At 60.3% G+C, this 17,600-nt stretch carries 12 protein-coding genes and 1 pseudogene; 1 reads left to right on the top strand and 12 read right to left on the bottom strand.

Translation table 11 applies throughout. From position 1 onward, the window contains the following. Positions 1-21: 21 nt before the first annotated feature. From astE to AC1DVE_RS17815, 7 genes and pseudogenes are all read right to left on the bottom strand, one after another. Positions 22-1,032: a succinylglutamate desuccinylase gene (gene astE / locus AC1DVE_RS17785; protein WP_223455790.1), complete on the bottom strand. Its 1,011-nt coding sequence runs from the start codon at positions 1,030-1,032 to the stop codon at positions 22-24. A 12-nt stretch (positions 1,033-1,044) separates the two neighbouring features. Continuing rightward, entirely contained in the window at positions 1,045-1,335 is a 291-nt protein-coding gene (locus tag AC1DVE_RS17790) for a hypothetical protein (RefSeq protein WP_046042326.1), read from the bottom strand. 61 nt (positions 1,336-1,396) lie between these two features. Beyond that, the gene (astB, locus tag AC1DVE_RS17795) at positions 1,397-2,743 is read right to left on the bottom strand and encodes an N-succinylarginine dihydrolase (protein WP_223533451.1); all 1,347 of its coding nucleotides are present in this window, start codon (positions 2,741-2,743) and stop codon (positions 1,397-1,399) included. A gap of 142 nt (positions 2,744-2,885) precedes the next feature. Then, positions 2,886-4,355: a succinylglutamate-semialdehyde dehydrogenase gene (gene astD, locus AC1DVE_RS17800; RefSeq protein WP_223455795.1), complete on the bottom strand. Its 1,470-nt coding sequence runs from the start codon at positions 4,353-4,355 to the stop codon at positions 2,886-2,888. Next, positions 4,352-5,377 (bottom strand): arginine N-succinyltransferase, encoded by a 1,026-nt coding sequence (astA, locus tag AC1DVE_RS17805; protein ID WP_223455788.1) that lies wholly within the window; start codon positions 5,375-5,377, stop codon positions 4,352-4,354. Before astA ends, astD begins: the two co-directional genes overlap by 4 nt. 79 nt (positions 5,378-5,456) lie before the next feature. Then, positions 5,457-6,476, bottom strand: a complete 1,020-nt coding sequence (aruF, locus tag AC1DVE_RS17810) for an arginine/ornithine succinyltransferase subunit alpha (protein WP_046042322.1) — start codon at positions 6,474-6,476, stop codon at positions 5,457-5,459. 143 nt (positions 6,477-6,619) lie between these two features. Further along, positions 6,620-7,684: pseudogene (locus AC1DVE_RS17815) on the bottom strand (aspartate aminotransferase family protein); the annotation flags it as partial. A 507-nt stretch (positions 7,685-8,191) separates the two neighbouring features. Between AC1DVE_RS17815 and AC1DVE_RS17820 the strand changes: the two are divergent. Further along, positions 8,192-13,024, top strand: coding sequence for a dermonecrotic toxin domain-containing protein (locus AC1DVE_RS17820; RefSeq protein ID WP_477784086.1), 4,833 nt, complete (start codon positions 8,192-8,194; stop codon positions 13,022-13,024). 17 nt (positions 13,025-13,041) lie between these two features. On the opposite strand, the gene argR is transcribed toward AC1DVE_RS17820, so the two are convergent. The 5 genes from argR to AC1DVE_RS17845 all read right to left on the bottom strand — a co-directional run bounded on the left by argR (position 13,042) and on the right by AC1DVE_RS17845 (position 17,189). Next, complete coding sequence (argR, locus tag AC1DVE_RS17825; protein ID WP_046042318.1) at positions 13,042-14,022, bottom strand: transcriptional regulator ArgR; 981 nt, start codon at positions 14,020-14,022, stop codon at positions 13,042-13,044. A gap of 113 nt (positions 14,023-14,135) precedes the next feature. Beyond that, positions 14,136-14,900, bottom strand: coding sequence for an ABC transporter ATP-binding protein (locus AC1DVE_RS17830; RefSeq protein ID WP_223455786.1), 765 nt, complete (start codon positions 14,898-14,900; stop codon positions 14,136-14,138). Between the two features lie 37 nt (positions 14,901-14,937). Then, positions 14,938-15,636 (bottom strand): ABC transporter permease, encoded by a 699-nt coding sequence (locus AC1DVE_RS17835; RefSeq protein WP_223455785.1) that lies wholly within the window; start codon positions 15,634-15,636, stop codon positions 14,938-14,940. Beyond that, on the bottom strand, positions 15,633-16,322 hold the full coding sequence (locus AC1DVE_RS17840; RefSeq protein ID WP_015096506.1) for an ABC transporter permease: 690 nt from the start codon (positions 16,320-16,322) through the stop codon (positions 15,633-15,635). Before AC1DVE_RS17840 ends, AC1DVE_RS17835 begins: the two co-directional genes overlap by 4 nt. Before the next feature lie 90 nt (positions 16,323-16,412). After that, positions 16,413-17,189, bottom strand: a complete 777-nt coding sequence (locus AC1DVE_RS17845; protein WP_223533450.1) for an ABC transporter substrate-binding protein — start codon at positions 17,187-17,189, stop codon at positions 16,413-16,415. Positions 17,190-17,600 lie beyond the last annotated feature (411 nt).

Below are 17,600 nucleotides of genomic sequence, written 5' to 3' on the forward strand. Positions count from 1 at the left end.
CACATTGGTTTTGTGTTGGGCTTAAGCCAGGTTTTCGTCGGTGGTCGGCACGACCAGGATGCCGGCACGCAAACCGTTCTTCACCTTGGGGTTCGGGAAGATGATCCGGGCGCCCTCCTCTTCGATGATCCAGCGGGTGTTGGCGATGTCTTCCGCCAGCAGGTAACCCACTTCCAGTTCCGAAAAGTTCTCGATGTCCGCCGGCAGGTTCAGGCGGAAGCTGTCGCTGTGCTTGATGATTTCCCGCGCCACGCTGTACAGCTGCAAACCGTCCAGCGCCTCTTCAGTCAGTTCCGGCTCGGTGCCCTCGATGATCTGCTTGAGACGCTTCTCCAGCAGCGAGACGTTGACCCCGGCGTTCTGACCGAATGGCCGCGCCTTGCCCAACTCCAGGGTAAAGGCCTCGGCACCCAGCTTGTCGTAGGTGTAGGCGCTGAAGACGATCGACGGCTTGTTCTGCAACAGCACCGCTTCCATGCCGGCGGCGCGCAGGCGCGCCAGTTCCTGACGCGAATGCTGGCGGTCTTCCTTCCACGGGTACAAGGCGAACTGCTCGATTTTCGAACCACGAATCGCCGTGTGCAGGTCGTAATGCAGACGCTGACGATCCGGCAGGCTGAAGAAACTGGCGGCCAAACGCTCCAGTTCACAGGCGCGCAGGGCTTCGGAACCGCTGCTTTGTTCGTGACGGCCATTGAACAGCCGATTGACGTCCTGCTCGACAAAACGCTCGCCTTTGCGAATCGCTTCGGGGTTACCGAACAGGAACAGAATACGTGCGCGCGGCTTCAGATCACCGCGGGCAATGTCGTGCAACAGGCGATCGAGCAACTCGATCGGCGCTGTTTCGTTACCATGGATCCCCGCCGACAGCAGCAGGTCCAGGCCGTTGTCACGGGCTTCAGGTGGCCGGACTTCCAGCGCACCTTCGCTCAACCAGCGCATGCGCACGCCTTCGACAGTCAGTTGAGTCTTCTCCGCCGGTTCGCGGCCGGCGAGGGTCAGTTCAAGCAGTTTGCCGAGGGCGAGCATAGAGCGGTTTCCTTAGTGGTCGTGATTGCAATCCGGGCCGTGAACGTGATCCTCGTCGTCGCCGAGTTCAGCCGGTTCCATCTCCAGTTGCAGACTTACCAGATTAGTCGCCAATGGGCGCAACAGCAGGTTTGCGTATTCGGCGTCGCCTTCTTCGACGTCCACGCCGATCAACAGTTGGCCGCGGCCGTCCTGTTGGATCCACAGCTCTTTGCCTTGCCACAGGACCGCGACGCGGGTGCAGGACGTCTCCAGTTGCGTGCCGTCGGTGTCTTCAAGGATCAGCTGCAGGGTATCGCTCATGTCTTTACGCTCTCGTTTGAGATGAAGCAGCGCGCTGCCGTAGAAGGCGGCGCGCCGTCGATCAATTGATCTGGAATGGATAAACCGCGCCCAGTTTAAGGATTTGCGTCAGTTCATCCAGTGCCGTCCGGCACTCAAGCAGCAATTGCGGGTCCGCCAGATCGTTTTCGGTCATGCGGTCGCGGTAGTGCTTCTCGACCCATTCGTTCAGTGTGCCGTACAACGGCGCCGTCATGATAACCCCTTGATTGACGGCCGCCAGCTCGGTTTCGTTGAGTGCGACGCGCAACCGCAGGCAAGCCGGGCCACCGCCGTTCTGCATGCTCTGCTTGAGATCGAAGACTTTCACTTCGCGGATCAGGCCGCCGGAGCTGGTCAAACCCTGCAAGTATTGCCAGACACGCTCGTTGCCACGGCATTCTTCCGGCACGATCAACAGCATGGAGCCGTCAGGACGCGACAGCAGCTGGCTATTGAACAGGTAGGAACGAACGGCATCTTCCACGCTTACTGCGGAACGCGGTACGCAGACTGACTGAAATTTCCCACCGGCTTTGGCGAGTTTGCTCTGCAATTCAGCGAGCATCTTCTCGGTGTCGAGGAACGCGTCCTCGTGATAGAACAGCACTTCGCCGTTACCGACCGCAATCACGTCGTTGTGGAACACACCCTGGTCGATCACCGACGGGTTCTGCTGGGCGTAGACCACGCCGTCATCGCTCAAACCGTGCAGACGGGCAACGGCCTGGGACGCTTCGAGAGTCTGGCGCGCCGGGTACTTCTGCGGTGCCGGGTAGCGGGTGTCGAACGCGCTGCGGCCGAACACGAAGAACTCGACACCGGCTTCGCCGTATTCACGGCAGAAACGCGTGTGGTTGGCCGCGCCTTCGTCACCGAACTGCGCCACGGCCGGCAAGGCCGCGTGGTGGGCGAAGTGTTTCTGGTCAGCGAACATCGCCCCCAGCACGCGGCTGGTGGTCGGGTGTTCGATGCTGCGGTGGTATTTGCAGTTGAGGTTGGCGGCGGTGAAATGCACGCGGCCATCAGCCGTGTCGGCGCTAGGGCTGACGGTAGCGGCGTTGGCCACCCACATGCTCGAGGCCGAGCAACTGGCCACCAGCAGCGGCATCGCGTCTTTGGCAGCGCGCTCGATCACTTCAGCATCGGTGCCGCCAAAACCCAGGCGACGCAGTGCGGCCACATCCGGGCGCTCTTGCGGTGCCAGTACGCCTTGCTGGAAACCCATTTCCATCAGCGCTTTCATCTTTGCCAGGCCTTGCAGCGCCGCTTCCTTGGGGTTGGAAGACTGCTGACTGTTGCTCTGGGACGCGACGTTGCCGTAGGACAGGCCGCCGTAGTTATGGGTCGGCCCCACTAGACCGTCAAAATTGACTTCATAGGATTTCATCAGCGAGGCTCCACGAGAATCTGTTGTTATAGGCTTCAGTAACTAACTGTTCAGTGCGACCGAGGCGTGGCCTTCGCGAGCAGGCTCGCTCCCACAGGTTTTGCATAATCCCTGTGGGAGCGAGCCTGCCCGCGAATGGGCGTTACGCCATTTTCACGCCAGGCGTAAGGGCCGACGGCATCACCAGGCTCGGCGTTTCCAGCGAGGCCACCGGGTACGCGCAATAATCCGCCGCGTAGTAGGCGCTGGCGCGGTGGTTGCCCGAGGCGCCGACACCGCCGAATGGCGCGCTGCTTGCGGCACCGGTCAGCTGCTTGTTCCAGTTGACGATACCGGCACGGCTTTCCAGCCAGAATTGCTGGTAACGCGCTTCGGAGTCCGACAGCAGACCGGCGGCCAGACCGTAGGCGGTGTCGTTGGCTTCAGCGATCGCTGCTTCAAAATCAGCGTAGCGGATCACCTGCAGCAACGGGCCGAACAGTTCTTCGTCAGGACGATCGGCAACGGCGCTCACGTCCAGGATGCCCGGGGTCAGCAAGGCCGATTGAGCCTGAGGCTGAGTCATTTCCAGCAGCGCCACAGCGCCGTTGGCCAGCAGGTGCTCCTGAGCATCCATCAACGCTTTTGCCGCGCCAAGGGAAACCACCGAGCCCATGAACGGCGCCGGTTGCTGATCGAAAGCACCGACCTCAATGGTCGAGCTGACCGCCACCAGGCGCGCCAGCAACGTGTCACCCCAGGCACCTTGCGGCACCAGCAAGCGACGGGCACAGGTGCAACGCTGGCCGGCGGAGATGAACGCCGACTGAATGATGGTGTACACCGCGGCATCGAGGTCAGCGACCTGATCAACCACCAGCGGGTTGTTACCACCCATTTCCAGCGCGAGGATCTTGTCCGGACGACCGGCGAATTGCTGGTGCAGGTGATTGCCGGTGCGGCTGGAACCGGTGAAGAACAGCCCGTCGATGCCTGGGTTCGCCGCCAGGGCGATGCCGGTTTCGCGAGCGCCTTGCAGCAGGTTCAATACGCCGGCCGGCAGGCCAGCCTCGATCCAGCACTTGACCGTCAACTCGGCGACTTTCGGTGTCAGTTCGCTTGGCTTGAACAGCACGCTGTTACCGGCCAGCAGTGCCGGAACGATGTGGCCGTTCGGCAGGTGACCCGGGAAGTTGTAAGGACCAAACACCGCGACCACACCGTGGGGCTTGTGGCGCAGCACAGCGGTGGCATCGCCCAGCGGGCCGCTCTTCTCGCCGGTACGCTCGCGGTAGCTCTGCACCGAGATCGCGATCTTGTTGACCATGCTGGTTACTTCGGTCGCGGCTTCCCAAAGGGGTTTACCGGTCTCTTCACCGATGGTGCGGGCCAGTTCGTCCGCATGGTTTTTCAGCGCGGCGGCAAAGGCTTCCAGCACCGAGATACGTTCTTCCAGGGTACGCCGTGCCCAGCCAGGGAACGACTGACGCGCCGCTTGCACAGCCGACTCGACCTGAGCGGCGGTGGCGCCAACGCCGGACCACAGCACCTGCTGGGTCACCGGGTTCAGCGACTCGAAGGCTTCGCCCTGACCTGCCAGCCATTCACCTGCGATGTAAAGCGACTTCATTATTTCGACTCCCGAGCTGCGGACAACGCCACGGCGCGCACTTGATCGCCAGCGTTGAGTTGAAGACGTTTGGCGGTCTGCGGATCGACCACCAGGGTGCCGGCGGCCAGACGTGCCGGCGCAGCAGTGATCCGGCAGTCCTCGCGCTTGCGGTTGTGAATGATGAATGGCGTGGCATCGTCACCCGGCGTGCCGACGGCCAGCACCAGTGCCTGGCTGTCGCGCACGGCGCGGATCTTGCCGGTTTCGCACTCGATGGCCGGGCCTGCGTCGAAGATATCGACGTAGCCCTGGTAGCTGAAACCTTCGCTCTTGAGCATGGCCAGCGCCGGCTCGGTGTCCGGGTGAACCTGACCGATCACGTTGCGCGCATCCGGCGACAGGAAGCAGGTGTACAGCGGGAATTTCGGCATCAGCTCGGCGATGAACGCCTTGTTGCCCACGCCGGTCAGGTAATCAGCCTGGCTGAATTCCATCTTGAAGAAGTGCCGGCCCAGGCTTTCCCAGAACGGCGAGCGCCCGGCCTCGTCGGAAACCCCGCGCATTTCGGCAATGATCTTGTTGCCGAACAGTTGCGGAAACTCGGCGATGAACAGCATCCGCGCCTTGGACAGCATGCGGCCGTTGAGGCCACTGCGGTAATCGGCGTGCAGGAACAGCGAGCACAGCTCGGAGTTGCCGGTCAGGTCGTTGGCCAGGAACAGCGTCGGGATCTCACGATAGATGTTCAGCTCTTGCGAAGCGCTGACCGTCAGACCGACCCGGAAGTTGTACCAGGGCTCACGCAGGCCGACGGCGCCGGCAATGGCGGAAATACCCACCACGCGAGCGTCGTCATCTTCGAGCACGAACAGGTAGTCCGCATCGCCCCGCCCGGCTTCGCCGCGAAAGGTCTTCTCGGCCCAGCCGACCCGATGGGCCAGCCGCTCTTCGTTGGCCGGCAAGGTGGTCAGGCCGGTGCCGGTGCTGCGGGCCAGTTCGATCAGAGCGGGTAAATCGCTGCTGCGTACGGGACGAACGATCATGCTATCTCCTCAAACGGGCCGCTTGCGCCACCCGTGAAACTTCGCTGCTTTCTAAACAAGCAATCAGGCCAGGCCGCTGTCAAACCGCGACCAGGCGCACGCTGGCACCCTCGCCAACGCCCAGGGCTTCGGCCGCTTCCAGGTCCAGGGTCACTGGTTTGCCTGGCGCGTAATCGAGCTCGAGCATCACTGCGCGGTAATCCTGCAACTGGGCATTGGCAACCAGATACTGGCGACCGACGCCTTTGACCGGCTCGCCGATCTTCACCGGCACCACGCGGCTCTGGGCGATCGAACGGATCCCCGAGACACGGGCATGCAGGGTCGGGCCACCGTCGAAGATGTCGATGTAGTGATCGGTCTCGAAACCTTCGCGCATCAGGATGTCGAAGGTGATCTGCGCCCGCGGATGCACCTGGCCCATGGCTTCTTGAGCGGAGTCCGGCAGCAGTGGCACGTAGATCGGGTAATGCGGCATCAGTTCGGCGAGGAACGTACGGCTTTTCAGCCCGCACAGACGCTCGGCTTCGGCGTAGTTGAGGTCGAAGAAGTTGCGACCGATGGCATCCCAGAAAGGCGAGTCGCCGTTTTCATCGCTGTAACCGACGATCTCGGTCACCACGGAATCGGCAAAACGCTCCGGATGGCTGGCCACGAACAGCAAACGGCCACGGGAGTTGAGCTCCGACCACGGCGACCCCACCAGCTCGCGCTGCACGTAGAAACTGGTCAGCAAGCTGTTGCCGGTCAGGTCATGGCACTGCGAGAGCACGTGGATTTTGTTGTGAATCTTCAGCTCGCGGGAAGCGTGCACGAAGGTTTCGTTGCGGAAGCTGTAGAACGGCTCGGAGTAACCGGCCGACGCCACGATGGCCGAGCAACCGACCAGCTTGCCGGTAGCGGAGTCTTCGAGGACGAAGAAATAGCTTTCCTCACCGTTGAAACTCACTTCGGCGGCGAACGAGGCTTCGCTTGCGGCGATCTTGTCACTCAGGCGCTCAACGTCATCCGGCAAGGAAGTGACACCAATCGGACTGTCCGCAGCCAGACGCTGTACCTCGCCCAGATCAGCCATTTGCGCGGGGCGCATCACCAGCATGGTGTCACTCCTTAATCTCAGAACTTACAGAAAAAAAATCCCGGGCCATCTCCGCAGGAGACTGTGGGAGCGGGCTTGCTCGCGAAAGCGCTGGGTCAGACAGCAAAAATGTTGACTGATACACCGTTTTCGCGAGCAAGCCCCTTGGCCTTGCCTTTCCAGGCATCGCTCAAGACGCAACCGATCAACAGGCCCATGCCACGAACCTTGGTGAACAGGCCGTACTTCTCGCCGATCTGCTCAAGGCGGGCCTTGAACTTGTCGTGCTTGGCGTTGACACCGGCCAGCACCTCAGGCGTGTTGATCACGTCGATCACCGCTTCCGCGACAGCGCACGCCAGCGGGTTGCCGCCGTAAGTGGTGCCGTGGGTGCCGACGACCAGGTGCTTGGCCAGGTCTTCGGTGGTCAGCATCGCCGCGATCGGGAAACCACCGCCCAGGCTCTTGGCGCTGGTCAGGATGTCCGGGATCACGCCGTAATGCTGGTAGGCGAACAGATGGCCGGTACGGCCCATGCCGGTTTGCACTTCGTCGAAGATCAGCAGCGCGTTGTGCGCGGTACAGAGCTCGCGGGCACCTTGCAGGTATTCCAGTTCAGCCGGGATCACACCGCTTTCGCCCTGGATCGGTTCCAGCACCACGGCGCAAGTCTTGTCGGAAATGGCGGCTTTCAGCGCGGCCAGATCGTTGTACGGCACGTGGGTGATGCCGGTGATTTTCGGGCCGAAACCGTCGGAGTACTTCGACTGGCCACCGACGTTCACAGTGAACAGGGTACGGCCGTGGAAGCTGTTGAGCGCGGCGATGATCTCGTACTTCTCGCTGCCGAAACGGTCGAAACCGACACGACGGGCCAGCTTGAAGGCGGCCTCGTTGGCTTCGGCGCCGGAGTTGCAGAAGAAGGCGCGGTCGGCAAAGGTGGCGTCGACCAACTTGTGGGCCAGGCGCAGGGCCGGCTCATTGGTGAACACGTTGGACACGTGCCACAGCTTGTTCGCCTGCTCGGTCAAGGCGCCGACCAGCGCCGGATGCGCGTGACCCAAGACGTTAACGGCGATCCCGCCGGCGAAGTCGATCAGCTCGCGGCCGGACTGGTCCCAAACGCGGGAACCGGCGCCACGCACAGGAATGAATGCGGCAGGCGCATAGTTGGGAACCATTACCTGATCGAAATCGGCGCGTTGTACCGCAGCGTGCTCAACGGACATCGGAGTCTCCTGAAGAGAAAACACTCGCCTGAAACTGGCGAGCTTGGTGAGGATTGTAAGGACAGTTTTCAGCCCGGCCTTGCCGCCAAGCGACAACTTCTTATAGCGCAAACCCCGGATTTTCCCGGGTTTACGGCAATGCGACATATAGGGTCGCAAAGGCGCAGTTTAACTGGCGGCGGGCGTTTGCGGCAGGCTTGCTGCGTTGTAACTCTTGCCAATGGTCCGAGTGCGGTAAATATGTACCGCACAGCGTCCAGCTTCGCGGGTTTTCCTAGTGGCCTTTCAAATCCAACGGCCACTGACCCCATGATTACCGAATCTACTGCCACTGTTGCTTCCGACGCTTTCAGGCCGGACGCTCATTTCCAGCATCTGCAGAATGCCATCCCCTCTTGGCTCCGTCAGACGGCGCCCCACAGACGCGAGGCGCTACGCAACATCACCCCCGCCCTGCCCGCCGGACTACGGGCGGCGTCGAAACCTCAGCACACGGAACTCGCCCGATTGATCGCCCGCCAGGTCGCCAGCCAGAACCAGGTCGACAAGGCGCTGGCCAACCTGCAGAACCCCGCGGATTTCGCCGAACCGCTGCTCAAGGCCGAACTCAAACGCCGCTTCGGTCTGGATGTGAATGTGCGCGAAACGTTTTTGCGCCTCTACATGCCTGATCACCTACCGTGGTTAAGGCTGAAGTCGGGCGCTGCGCGCACCTGGACGGTATCGCTGCTGGACGCCGCACTGCACAATTTCGAAAGTGCCGAGACCCGCGCCGATGCCTTCGAGCCCGCCTCGACTTACATCACCGCGCCGTCTTCCAACGGGCAATTCCTGACCTTGCCGCAGATCCTGGAAAAAATGCCTGTCACGGTATTTACCGGCATGTGCCGGGAGCTGGACATTGGCCAGCGCTATAAAACCTATCTGGAAGACAACCTGGCCATTGGCAACCCAGTGGACTCGGCACTCCTGCAAGGGAAAATCCGCGACAGCCAGAAATCCGCAATCACCGCTGCATTGCACCTGGCGCAGATGCAAAACCTCCTGGGCAGCGGCACCCACAGCCTGATTCTCGGCCTGCTCGACAACCTGCCGCATCTGCGCCTGCACAAGCAGCCATGGCGCTATCATGACCTGACGATCCTCAACGCGCGCCTGACCGGCATCCTGTTGTTTGCCCCGGACCTGGAGCGCGCCCGGGAAGTGGTTCGTGTGGTGGCTTACATACCGGGCGACCCCGAACAGCCGATCAAGGAATACCCCTCGTCTGCGGCCTTCGCCGAGGAACTGGGCCGGCGCCTATGCGACCCCGCCTATCAACAGTTTTTCAGCCGCTTCATTAACCATGAGGATCGCGGTTACTTTTTCGCACAGCTGAACCAGCTGCTTGTCCCGATCACCTGGCAACCGATTCAGCCAGGCGATTCTCGTCCGACCTGGCGGGAACAACCCAACCCGCGCGCGGATCTGCAGATCGTGGCAACGCCTGTCACAGGAGAACTGTGGACTCACCTCTACCAGAGCAAGCTCAACAAGATCCTCAACGATGCGCGAGTGATCGCGGTGTCCACTGCAACGGTCGACCAGAAAGCCCGCTGGGCGCTGTGGGACTCTTTCACGGAAATTGCCTCGGCACTGCTGAACATCGCCGCTTTCGTGGCACTGCCGTTCGTGCCGTTTCTCGGCGAGCTGATGCTGGGCTACATGGCCTACCAGTTGCTCGACGAAACCTTCGAAAGCGTGGTCGATTGGGCCGAGGGGCAAAGTCGCGAGGCCTTCGGACACTTGATGGGGGTGGTGGAGTCCGCGGTGCAACTGGGAACCTTTGCCGCAGGGGGTGCGATCGCGGCCGGCGAATTTCGCTCGGTATTGCCCCGGGAGATCGTTGAATTCATCGACCGCTTCAATACGGTAAAGCGGCCGAACGGCGACACCCGCTACTGGCAGCCCGACCTGACCACCTATGAACACCCTGCGGTGTTACCCAAGGATGCAAAACCGGATGAGCTGGGGCTGCACCCGCATCAGGGCAAAAACCTGCTGCCCCTGGAAATCAAGCACTACGCCGTGAGCAAGGACCCGCTAACCGGCGAGTACCGCATCGACCACCCCACCCGCCCTGACGCCTATAAACCACAACTGCGACACAACGGCAGCGGTGCCTGGCAAACCGAACTCGACCAGCCGTTGAGCTGGGACCAGGCCACCGTATTGCACCGTGTCGGTCCAGACATGCAGCGATTTCCAGCCAGCACCCGCGAGCGCATCCTCAATATCAGCGGCAGCCACGAAGATGTCCTGCGCAAGATGCACGTGCATGCCGGACAGGTGCCACCGCTATTGGCCGACACACTCAAACGCTTCAGGATCGATCAGGACATACAAACCTTTATCGATCAGATCGGCAGTGACCAACCGGAACACTTCCTCAAGGCGGATCCGGTGACGCAGCTGGAACTGCTCAATGAAAACGGCTACTGGCCAGCAGACAAAGGCCTGCGACTGATAGACGACAACGCGCAAACCCTTTGGCAAAGCCCGGCGCCCGATGTGCCCATCGTGCAAATCGATACCGCCCGCCTCACCGACGGCGACCTGCTGAAAACCTTTCTCCTGACCCTGTCGGACAGCGAAGCCAGAACGCTGATGGGCGAAGAATTCGGCCACCCCTCTCCTGGCCTTGAAAACCGGACGCAGCGGTTGCGCCAGATACTCGCGCGGCTTGCCAAACAAAAACGGCAAAGCCTGTTCGATCAGCGTTATCGCAGACTCGAACGTGGCGCTCGCGCAGCCATACAAGTGGTCATGGATGCCGAGCCCGGACTGCCACGCAGCGTTGCACAAGCGATTGTGGACACAGCAAGCGATCTGGAACTGCAACAGCTGAAAAACTCAACCGTTGCCCCTCGCCTGACCGAGCTGAGCCGGGAGGCCAGATTGCAAGTACGCGTGACACGCGCCTACGAGGGGCTTGATTTGCCATCGACCGAGAACAACCTCGACACCGACCGACTGGCCTTGCACACCGTGGAAAAACTGCCGGGCTGGACGGGACAGCTACGGTTGGAAATCCGCCAGTACGCCCATGAAGGTCCGCTGATCGACAGCGTTGGCAGTGCCGACGCCCCCCGTCGTAAAGTGCTGGTACTCAAAGAAGAAGGCTCGTATCAGGCGTTCGATCATGACGGCGAAGAACTCAGCGGTATGGGCTCGCTATACACCTGCCTGCTACAGGCCATGCCGGACAGCGAACGTACTGCCTTGAATCTTCATATCGGTGAAGGTGAACGGCTCAAGCAGTTGATTCGCCAGCACGCCTTGAACCGTGATGCATTGCGCGCGCTGCTGATTCAACACCCCAACCTCAAACCCACCTACGACCCCAAGGTGATGCGCTTGCTCGGTGGCAGTGACGGGTATCGTCGAATGCCAGGCAACACACCCACCTTGCAAACCCGGGCTCAGACACTGTTTCCCCATCTATCCGCCGAAGAGCTCGACGCCTTCGTCGAACGCCTGCAACTGCATCCCAGCGGACCGCGGGCAGAGCTGAGTCGGCTCATGGCTCAACATGCGCAACTGTTGGAGACGCTTTCTTCCTGGCGCGATGAAATTCCGCTGTTCATTCCAGACACGCCAATCAGGATCACTCCCGAGCAGTTCGCTGCGCAAAAGCAGGCCCGCCATCAATTCACCATCAATCTGGCGGACTGTTGGCGACAGCAATGGACCGTTCCCGATACCCCCCTTGAAACGGCCAACTTCAACTTCTTCCAACCCATCATCGGCCAATTGCCGACCCTGAGCACCGACTTCAGCGGCGTCACTATGCTGACCCTGGAAGGCAGTAGTGCCACGCGGGGCGTGCATGAGTTTCTGCGCAGTTTTACCGGTTTACGCATCCTGAAACTGCGCAACTTCAACCTTGGCCGCTTGCCGGACACCGTGCCATCGCTGCAACTCGAAGAACTCATTCTGAGCAATTGCGCGATCACCCTCAGCCCCGAAAGCCAGCTCGGACTCTCAGGCCTGCATCGGTTGACCACTCTGGACTTGTTCAACAACCCCTTGGGCCTGACACCCGATGTCGGCAGCATGCCCGATTTGAATTACATCGATTTATCGCAGACGCGCATCGCTGATCTACCGACTAACCTACTGACTCGTCCGCGCCTGCGCACCGCTTTGCTCAATGACAACCAGATCAAGGAGTTGCCCGGCGCCCTGTTCACATTGCAACAAAGCACCCAAGAGGGCTTCGACCTGAGCAACAACCCGTTTTCAAGCGCAACCCGTGAACGCCTCAAACAGCACTTCCAGCAGACCCGTCAAGACTTCGGTATCTACGCCGAAGAAGCAGATATCCTCCGCGCGCAGGCGCTGTACCCCTGGATGGACCAGGAAGATGCCAGCAAATTCGTCTACAAACTGCCCGGGACCCTGATTGAGGGGCGAGTCGAACTGACACGCCTGGAGGCAGAACTTGCCACCCTGGAGAACGACCTGTCCGCCTGGACCGTCGATATCCCTGCCGTCCACCCTCACAGCAATCAACCGTTCACTGCGCAGCAACTGCAGATCGAACATTCGACGCGGAACGCCTTCAGAGAGTCCGTACTGCGCTGCTGGCACCGGGAAACCGATCTGGATGATTTCAACGGTTCGCTACAAGCGATTACCTATGATCTGAGTCTGGACACACGGATTACCGGAAACCTGCCGACACTGAGCGCAGATTTCAGCCATGTTTCCCTGGTTTACCTGAGTAGCGAGAGCGGCCTGACCACAGGTGTCACGGGGTTCCTGGAGCGCTTCCCCAAACTCAAGACCCTCGTAATCATTGACTTCAGGCTGGGCGATATCCCGGAGGCGATCTTCCGGATGAGCGATTTGAAGTCGCTCAATCTCCTCGACTGCAACATCACCCTGACCCCGCAGTCGGTCCTGAACCTGGCCGAGATGGCCCACCTGGAATTCATCGACTTGAGAAACAATCCGCTGGGGCTGGCTCCGGATATCAGCCAGATGGCGGACCTGACGACCCTGCAACTGGACAACTGCGGGCTCACCGAATTACCTGCTGGACTGTTGCAGCTCAAGAGCCTGGAAACCGTAGACCTGAGCGGTAACGCGATCAGCCGGATACCCACCGACATCCTCGAGCTGCCGCTGGAGGTCGCCGAAAGCATCAGCCTGCGGGGTAATCCGCTCTCTGAAGAAAGCCTGCAAATTCTGCTTGAGTACTTCAGGCTGACCAGCGTCGACTTCGGAGTTCAGGAAGTCATCGAACGGGCAGAAATGGAAGTGTCCTCTTCCGGTGAGACTGATCCGGACGAGTGATCGCCATCAGGCGCGGATCAACCGCGCTCCGGCGGCACCGATGACAATTCGAACGGGCTGCTGCTGCGCCGCTGGTTGCGATCTTCCCGCGGCGTGGCACCGAAGAAGTTGCGATAGGCGCTGGAGAAATGCGGCCCCGAGGAGAAGCCACAGGACAGGCCGATCTGGATGATCGACTTGCTGGTTTGCATCAACATCTGCCGGGCCTTGTTCAGGCGCAGTTCCAGGTAATACTGGCTCGGCACGCGGTTGAGGTATTGCTTGAAGATCCGCTCCAATTGCCGACGGGACACGCACACGTGCTGGGCGATTTCGTCGGTGGTCAGCGGCTCTTCGATGTTGGCTTCCATCAGCAGCACGGCTTGTGTGAGCTTCGGATGGCTGGAACCGAGGCGGTTCTGCAACGGAATACGCTGGCGTTCACCGCCTTCGCGGATGCGCTCGACTACCAGTTCTTCGGAGACCGCACCGGCCAGTTCCGCACCATGGTCGCGGGCCAGCACCGCCAGCAACAAGTCGAGCACCGACATGCCGCCGCACGCCGTCAGGCGATCGCGATCCCAATCGAACAGGTGGCTGGTGGCGATGACCTTCGGAAAACGCTCGGCGAAATCGTCCTGCCAGCGCCAATGCACGGCCGCGCGATAACCGTCGAGCAAGCCCAGCTGTGCCAGCGGGTAAACACCGGCAGACAGACCGCCGATCACGCAACCGGAACGCACCAGTTGCTTGAGCGCACTGCTGAGCGCCGGCGCCAGTGCGGTCGGTGGTTCGTCAGCGAGCAGGAACAGTTTCTGGAAGTTCTCGAGCTTGCCGGTCCACGCTTCACCCGGCAATTGCCAGGCGCTTTCGGCCGGCGGTTCGGCCTGCAGGAACGACAACTCGTAAACCACGTCCGGATGCACACGCTGGGCAACACGCAAGGCCTCCTCAGCCAGCGCAAGCGTCAGTGCTTTAGTGCTGGGCCAAATCAGGAAACCAATTCGATGGGCAGTCATGGTGGGCAATCCGAAGCGAAAACAGTGTTAGAAGCCAGAAGCGGCTGCAACCAAATTAGACCATCTGGCGCGCGCTGCGCAGCATGGCCTAATTTGGTGCGTAACGGGAGCGATTACTTCAGGCTACCCGAGAGGAATTGCTGCAGACGCTCGGATTGCGGGTTCACCAGCACTTCGCGCGGGTTGCCGCTTTCTTCGACCACACCTTGGTGCAGGAACACCAACTGGTTCGACACTTCACGGGCGAAGCCCATTTCGTGGGTCACCACGACCATGGTCCGGCCTTCCTGGGCCAGGGCCTGCATGACTTTCAGCACATCGCCGACCAGTTCCGGATCGAGGGCCGAAGTCGGTTCGTCGAACAACATCACCTCAGGTTCCATCGCCAGCGCACGGGCAATCGCCACGCGCTGCTGCTCGCCGCCGGACATGTGGCCAGGGTAAGCATCCTTGCGATGAGCAACGCCTACCTTGTTCAGGTAGTGCTCGGCCTTGTCGCGAGCCTCGGCTTTGGACATGCCCAGCACATGCACCGGCGCTTCCATGATGTTTTCCAGCGCGGTCATGTGCGACCACAGGTTGAAATGCTGGAACACCATCGACAGGCGCGAACGCATGCGTTGCAGCTGTTTCGGGTCGGCAGCCTTGAGCGCGCCGTCCTTGTTCGCCACCAGCTTCAGCTCTTCGTTGTTGAGCAGGATCTTGCCCGCGTGCGGCTGCTCCAGCAGGTTGATGCAGCGCAGGAAAGTACTTTTGCCGGAGCCACTGGAACCGATGATGCTGATCACATCGCCGGCTGCCGCTTTCAGGGACACGCCCTTGAGCACTTCGTGACTGCCATAGCGTTTATGCAGGTCTTGGACTTCAAGTTTGTACATGCTGTCGGTTCTCACAAAAACAGTCAGTCAGTGGTATTCAGTGCTTGCGCGGGGCCAGGTAGCCCAGCCAGCGGCGCTCGGCCATCTTGAACAGTTTCACCAGGATGAAGGTCAGGCACAGGTAGAACACGCCGGCGGTGATGTACGCCTCGAACGGCAGGTAGAACTGGGCGTTGACCGTGCGCGCGGCACCGGTGATGTCGATCAGGGTCACGATGGACGCCAGACTGGTGGTCTGCAGCATCATGATCACTTCGTTGCTGTACTGCGGCAGCGCCCGGCGCAAGGCCGACGGCAGCAGGATGCGCTTGTACATCTTGACCCGCGACATGCCCATGGCCCTGGCCGCTTCGATCTCGCCGTTCGGTGTAGCGCGCAGGCTGCCGGCGATGATTTCGGCGGTGTAGGCGCTGGTGTTGATCGCAAACGCCAGGCACGCACAGAACGTTGCGCTGGACAGCCACGGCCAGAGGAAGCTTTCACGCACCGCTTCGAACTGCGCCAGACCGTAGTAGATCAAGAACAGCTGCACCAGCATCGGCGTGCCGCGGATCACGTAGGTGTAGAGCCAGGCCGACATGTTGACGACCGCGTTTTTCGAGACGCGCATCAAACCCAGCGGCAAGGCGCACAGCAAGCCGAAGAACAGCGACAGCGCGAGCAGTTTAAGGGTGGTCACCAGGCCGCCGAGGTACAGCGGCAAGGCCTCCCAAATGACGTTGTAGTCGAAGATCATAGATCAGCCGCCCTTACGCCTACCGAGTAGCGCTTCTCAAGGTGACGCAATGCCAGCAACGACACACTGGTGATCACCAGGTACATCGCGGCTACTGCGAGGAAGAAGGTGAAAGGCTCGCGGGTGGCATCGGCCGCCTGCTTGGCCTTGAACATCATGTCTTGCAGACCCACCACCGAAATCAGCGCGGTAGCCTTGGTCAATACCAGCCAGTTGTTGGTAAACCCCGGAATCGCCAGACGAATCATCTGCGGCACCAACACCCGGAAGAACACCTGAAAACTGCTCATGCCGTAAGCCATGCCGGCTTCGGCCTGACCTTTGGGGATCGCCATGAAGGCGCCACGGAAGGTTTCCGACAGGTACGCACCGAAGATGAAGCCCAAGGTGCCGATACCGGCCGCCAACGGGTTCAGGTCGATGTACTCGTCAAAGCCGAGCAACGGTGCAACGCGGTTGAGCAGGTCCTGGCCGCCGTAGAAAATCAGCAGGATCAGCACCAGGTCGGGAATACCGCGGATCACCGTGGAATACAGGTCGCCCAGCCAGGCCAGCCAGCGCACCGGCGACAGGCGCAGTGCCACGCCGATCAGGCCCAGAACGATGGCCATGGCCATGGACGACAAGGCGAGCTGAAGCGTCAGCCAAGCGCCATCGAGGATGACAGCCCCGTAGCCTTTCAACATGATTCAGGTCCTCGAAAGTAGGATGAAAAAATGGCGCAAACCTCAGAGATCCTGTTGCTTGCGCCATTTCGGACTTGTCGCAGAGACGTGTTACTTGCCGTAGATATCGAAGGCGAAGTATTTGTCCTGGATTTGCTTGTACTTGCCGTTCTCGCGAATGGTCGCGATGGCTGCGTTGAGCTTGTCCAGCTCAGCCTTGTCACCCTTGCGAACCGCAATACCTACGCCGTCACCGAAGTATTTGACGTCGGTGAACGCAGGGCCGACGAACGCGAAACCTTTACCGGCGTCGGTTTTCAGGAAACCGTCATCCAAAAGCGTAGCGTCTGCCACGGTGCCGTCGAGGCGGCCGGCGGCCACGTCGAGGTAAATTTCGTTCTGCGAACCGTAAGGCTTGATCTCGGCACCCAGCGGGGCCAGGACTTCGCGGGCGAAACGCTCGTGGATCGAACCACGTTGCACACCGATGTTCTTGCCCTTGAGCTCGGTCAGGCCTTCGCTGACCTGAGTGCCTTCCTTCATGACCAGGCGAGCCGGGGTGTTGTAGTACTTGTTGGTGAAGTCCACAGACTTCTTGCGATCTTCAGTGATCGACATGGACGACAGGATCGCGTCGATCTTGCGCACTTTCAGTGCCGGGATCAGGCCGTCGAACTCTTGCTCGACCCAAACGCACTTGGTCTTCATCTCTTCACACAGTGCATTGCCGATGTCGTAGTCGAAACCAACGATGCTGCCGTCTGGCGCTTTCGACGCGAACGGAGGGTAAGCCGCCTCGATACCGATTTTCAGAGGTTTTTCATCGGCGAAGGTTGGCATGGACAGCACGGACAGTGCCAGGGCGCCAAGCAGCACGAGTTTCTTCATCTTGGGACTCCATCGGTAAAGGGCAAAAACGGCAGAGTGAGCAACAGCCCAATATGCGAGTGAGTGGAACCGGAAAGCAGTGCTGCGTCCTGGGAAGCGGGTGTTGAAATTCAACACGAGCAACGACGAGCGAGTGATCGGCATTCTAACGACAGGCCCGAGGCCGATATTTCTTCAATGCGACAACTAATTACAGAAGCACCGAGAAAGCCGTTTTAGCGCGTTGACAGCCCTGCAAAATCATGCAAGAGCAAAAGACATAGAACCGATCTGTGTTGCAAATTGCGGGCCTATTATTGGCAAACCCTTCTAATCCGGCAAGCGTAGCGTGGGTTCTTATTTTTCAGCGGTGCTTTTTACACCCCGATGTGGGGCTTGGCGTTTCCCAATGCCCCGTGTTGAAGCGATGCG

The sequence above is a fragment of the Pseudomonas sp. P4_B4 genome (assembly GCF_056402255.1).

What these genes read in the sequence shown, in the direction of transcription:
- astE (WP_223455790.1), bottom strand. Translation starts at nt 1,032, where the DNA reads ATGCTCGCCCTCGGCAAACTGCTTGAACTGACCCTCGCCGGCCGCGAA.
- AC1DVE_RS17790 (WP_046042326.1), bottom strand. Translation starts at nt 1,335, where the DNA reads ATGAGCGATACCCTGCAGCTGATCCTTGAAGACACCGACGGCACGCAA.
- astB (WP_223533451.1), bottom strand. Translation starts at nt 2,743, where the DNA reads ATGAAATCCTATGAAGTCAATTTTGACGGTCTAGTGGGGCCGACCCAT.
- astA (WP_223455788.1), bottom strand. Translation starts at nt 5,377, where the DNA reads ATGATCGTTCGTCCCGTACGCAGCAGCGATTTACCCGCTCTGATCGAA.
- aruF (WP_046042322.1), bottom strand. Translation starts at nt 6,476, where the DNA reads ATGCTGGTGATGCGCCCCGCGCAAATGGCTGATCTGGGCGAGGTACAG.
- argR (WP_046042318.1), bottom strand. Translation starts at nt 14,022, where the DNA reads ATGACTGCCCATCGAATTGGTTTCCTGATTTGGCCCAGCACTAAAGCA.
- AC1DVE_RS17830 (WP_223455786.1), bottom strand. Translation starts at nt 14,900, where the DNA reads ATGTACAAACTTGAAGTCCAAGACCTGCATAAACGCTATGGCAGTCAC.
- AC1DVE_RS17835 (WP_223455785.1), bottom strand. Translation starts at nt 15,636, where the DNA reads ATGATCTTCGACTACAACGTCATTTGGGAGGCCTTGCCGCTGTACCTC.
- AC1DVE_RS17840 (WP_015096506.1), bottom strand. Translation starts at nt 16,322, where the DNA reads ATGTTGAAAGGCTACGGGGCTGTCATCCTCGATGGCGCTTGGCTGACG.
- AC1DVE_RS17845 (WP_223533450.1), bottom strand. Translation starts at nt 17,189, where the DNA reads ATGAAGAAACTCGTGCTGCTTGGCGCCCTGGCACTGTCCGTGCTGTCC.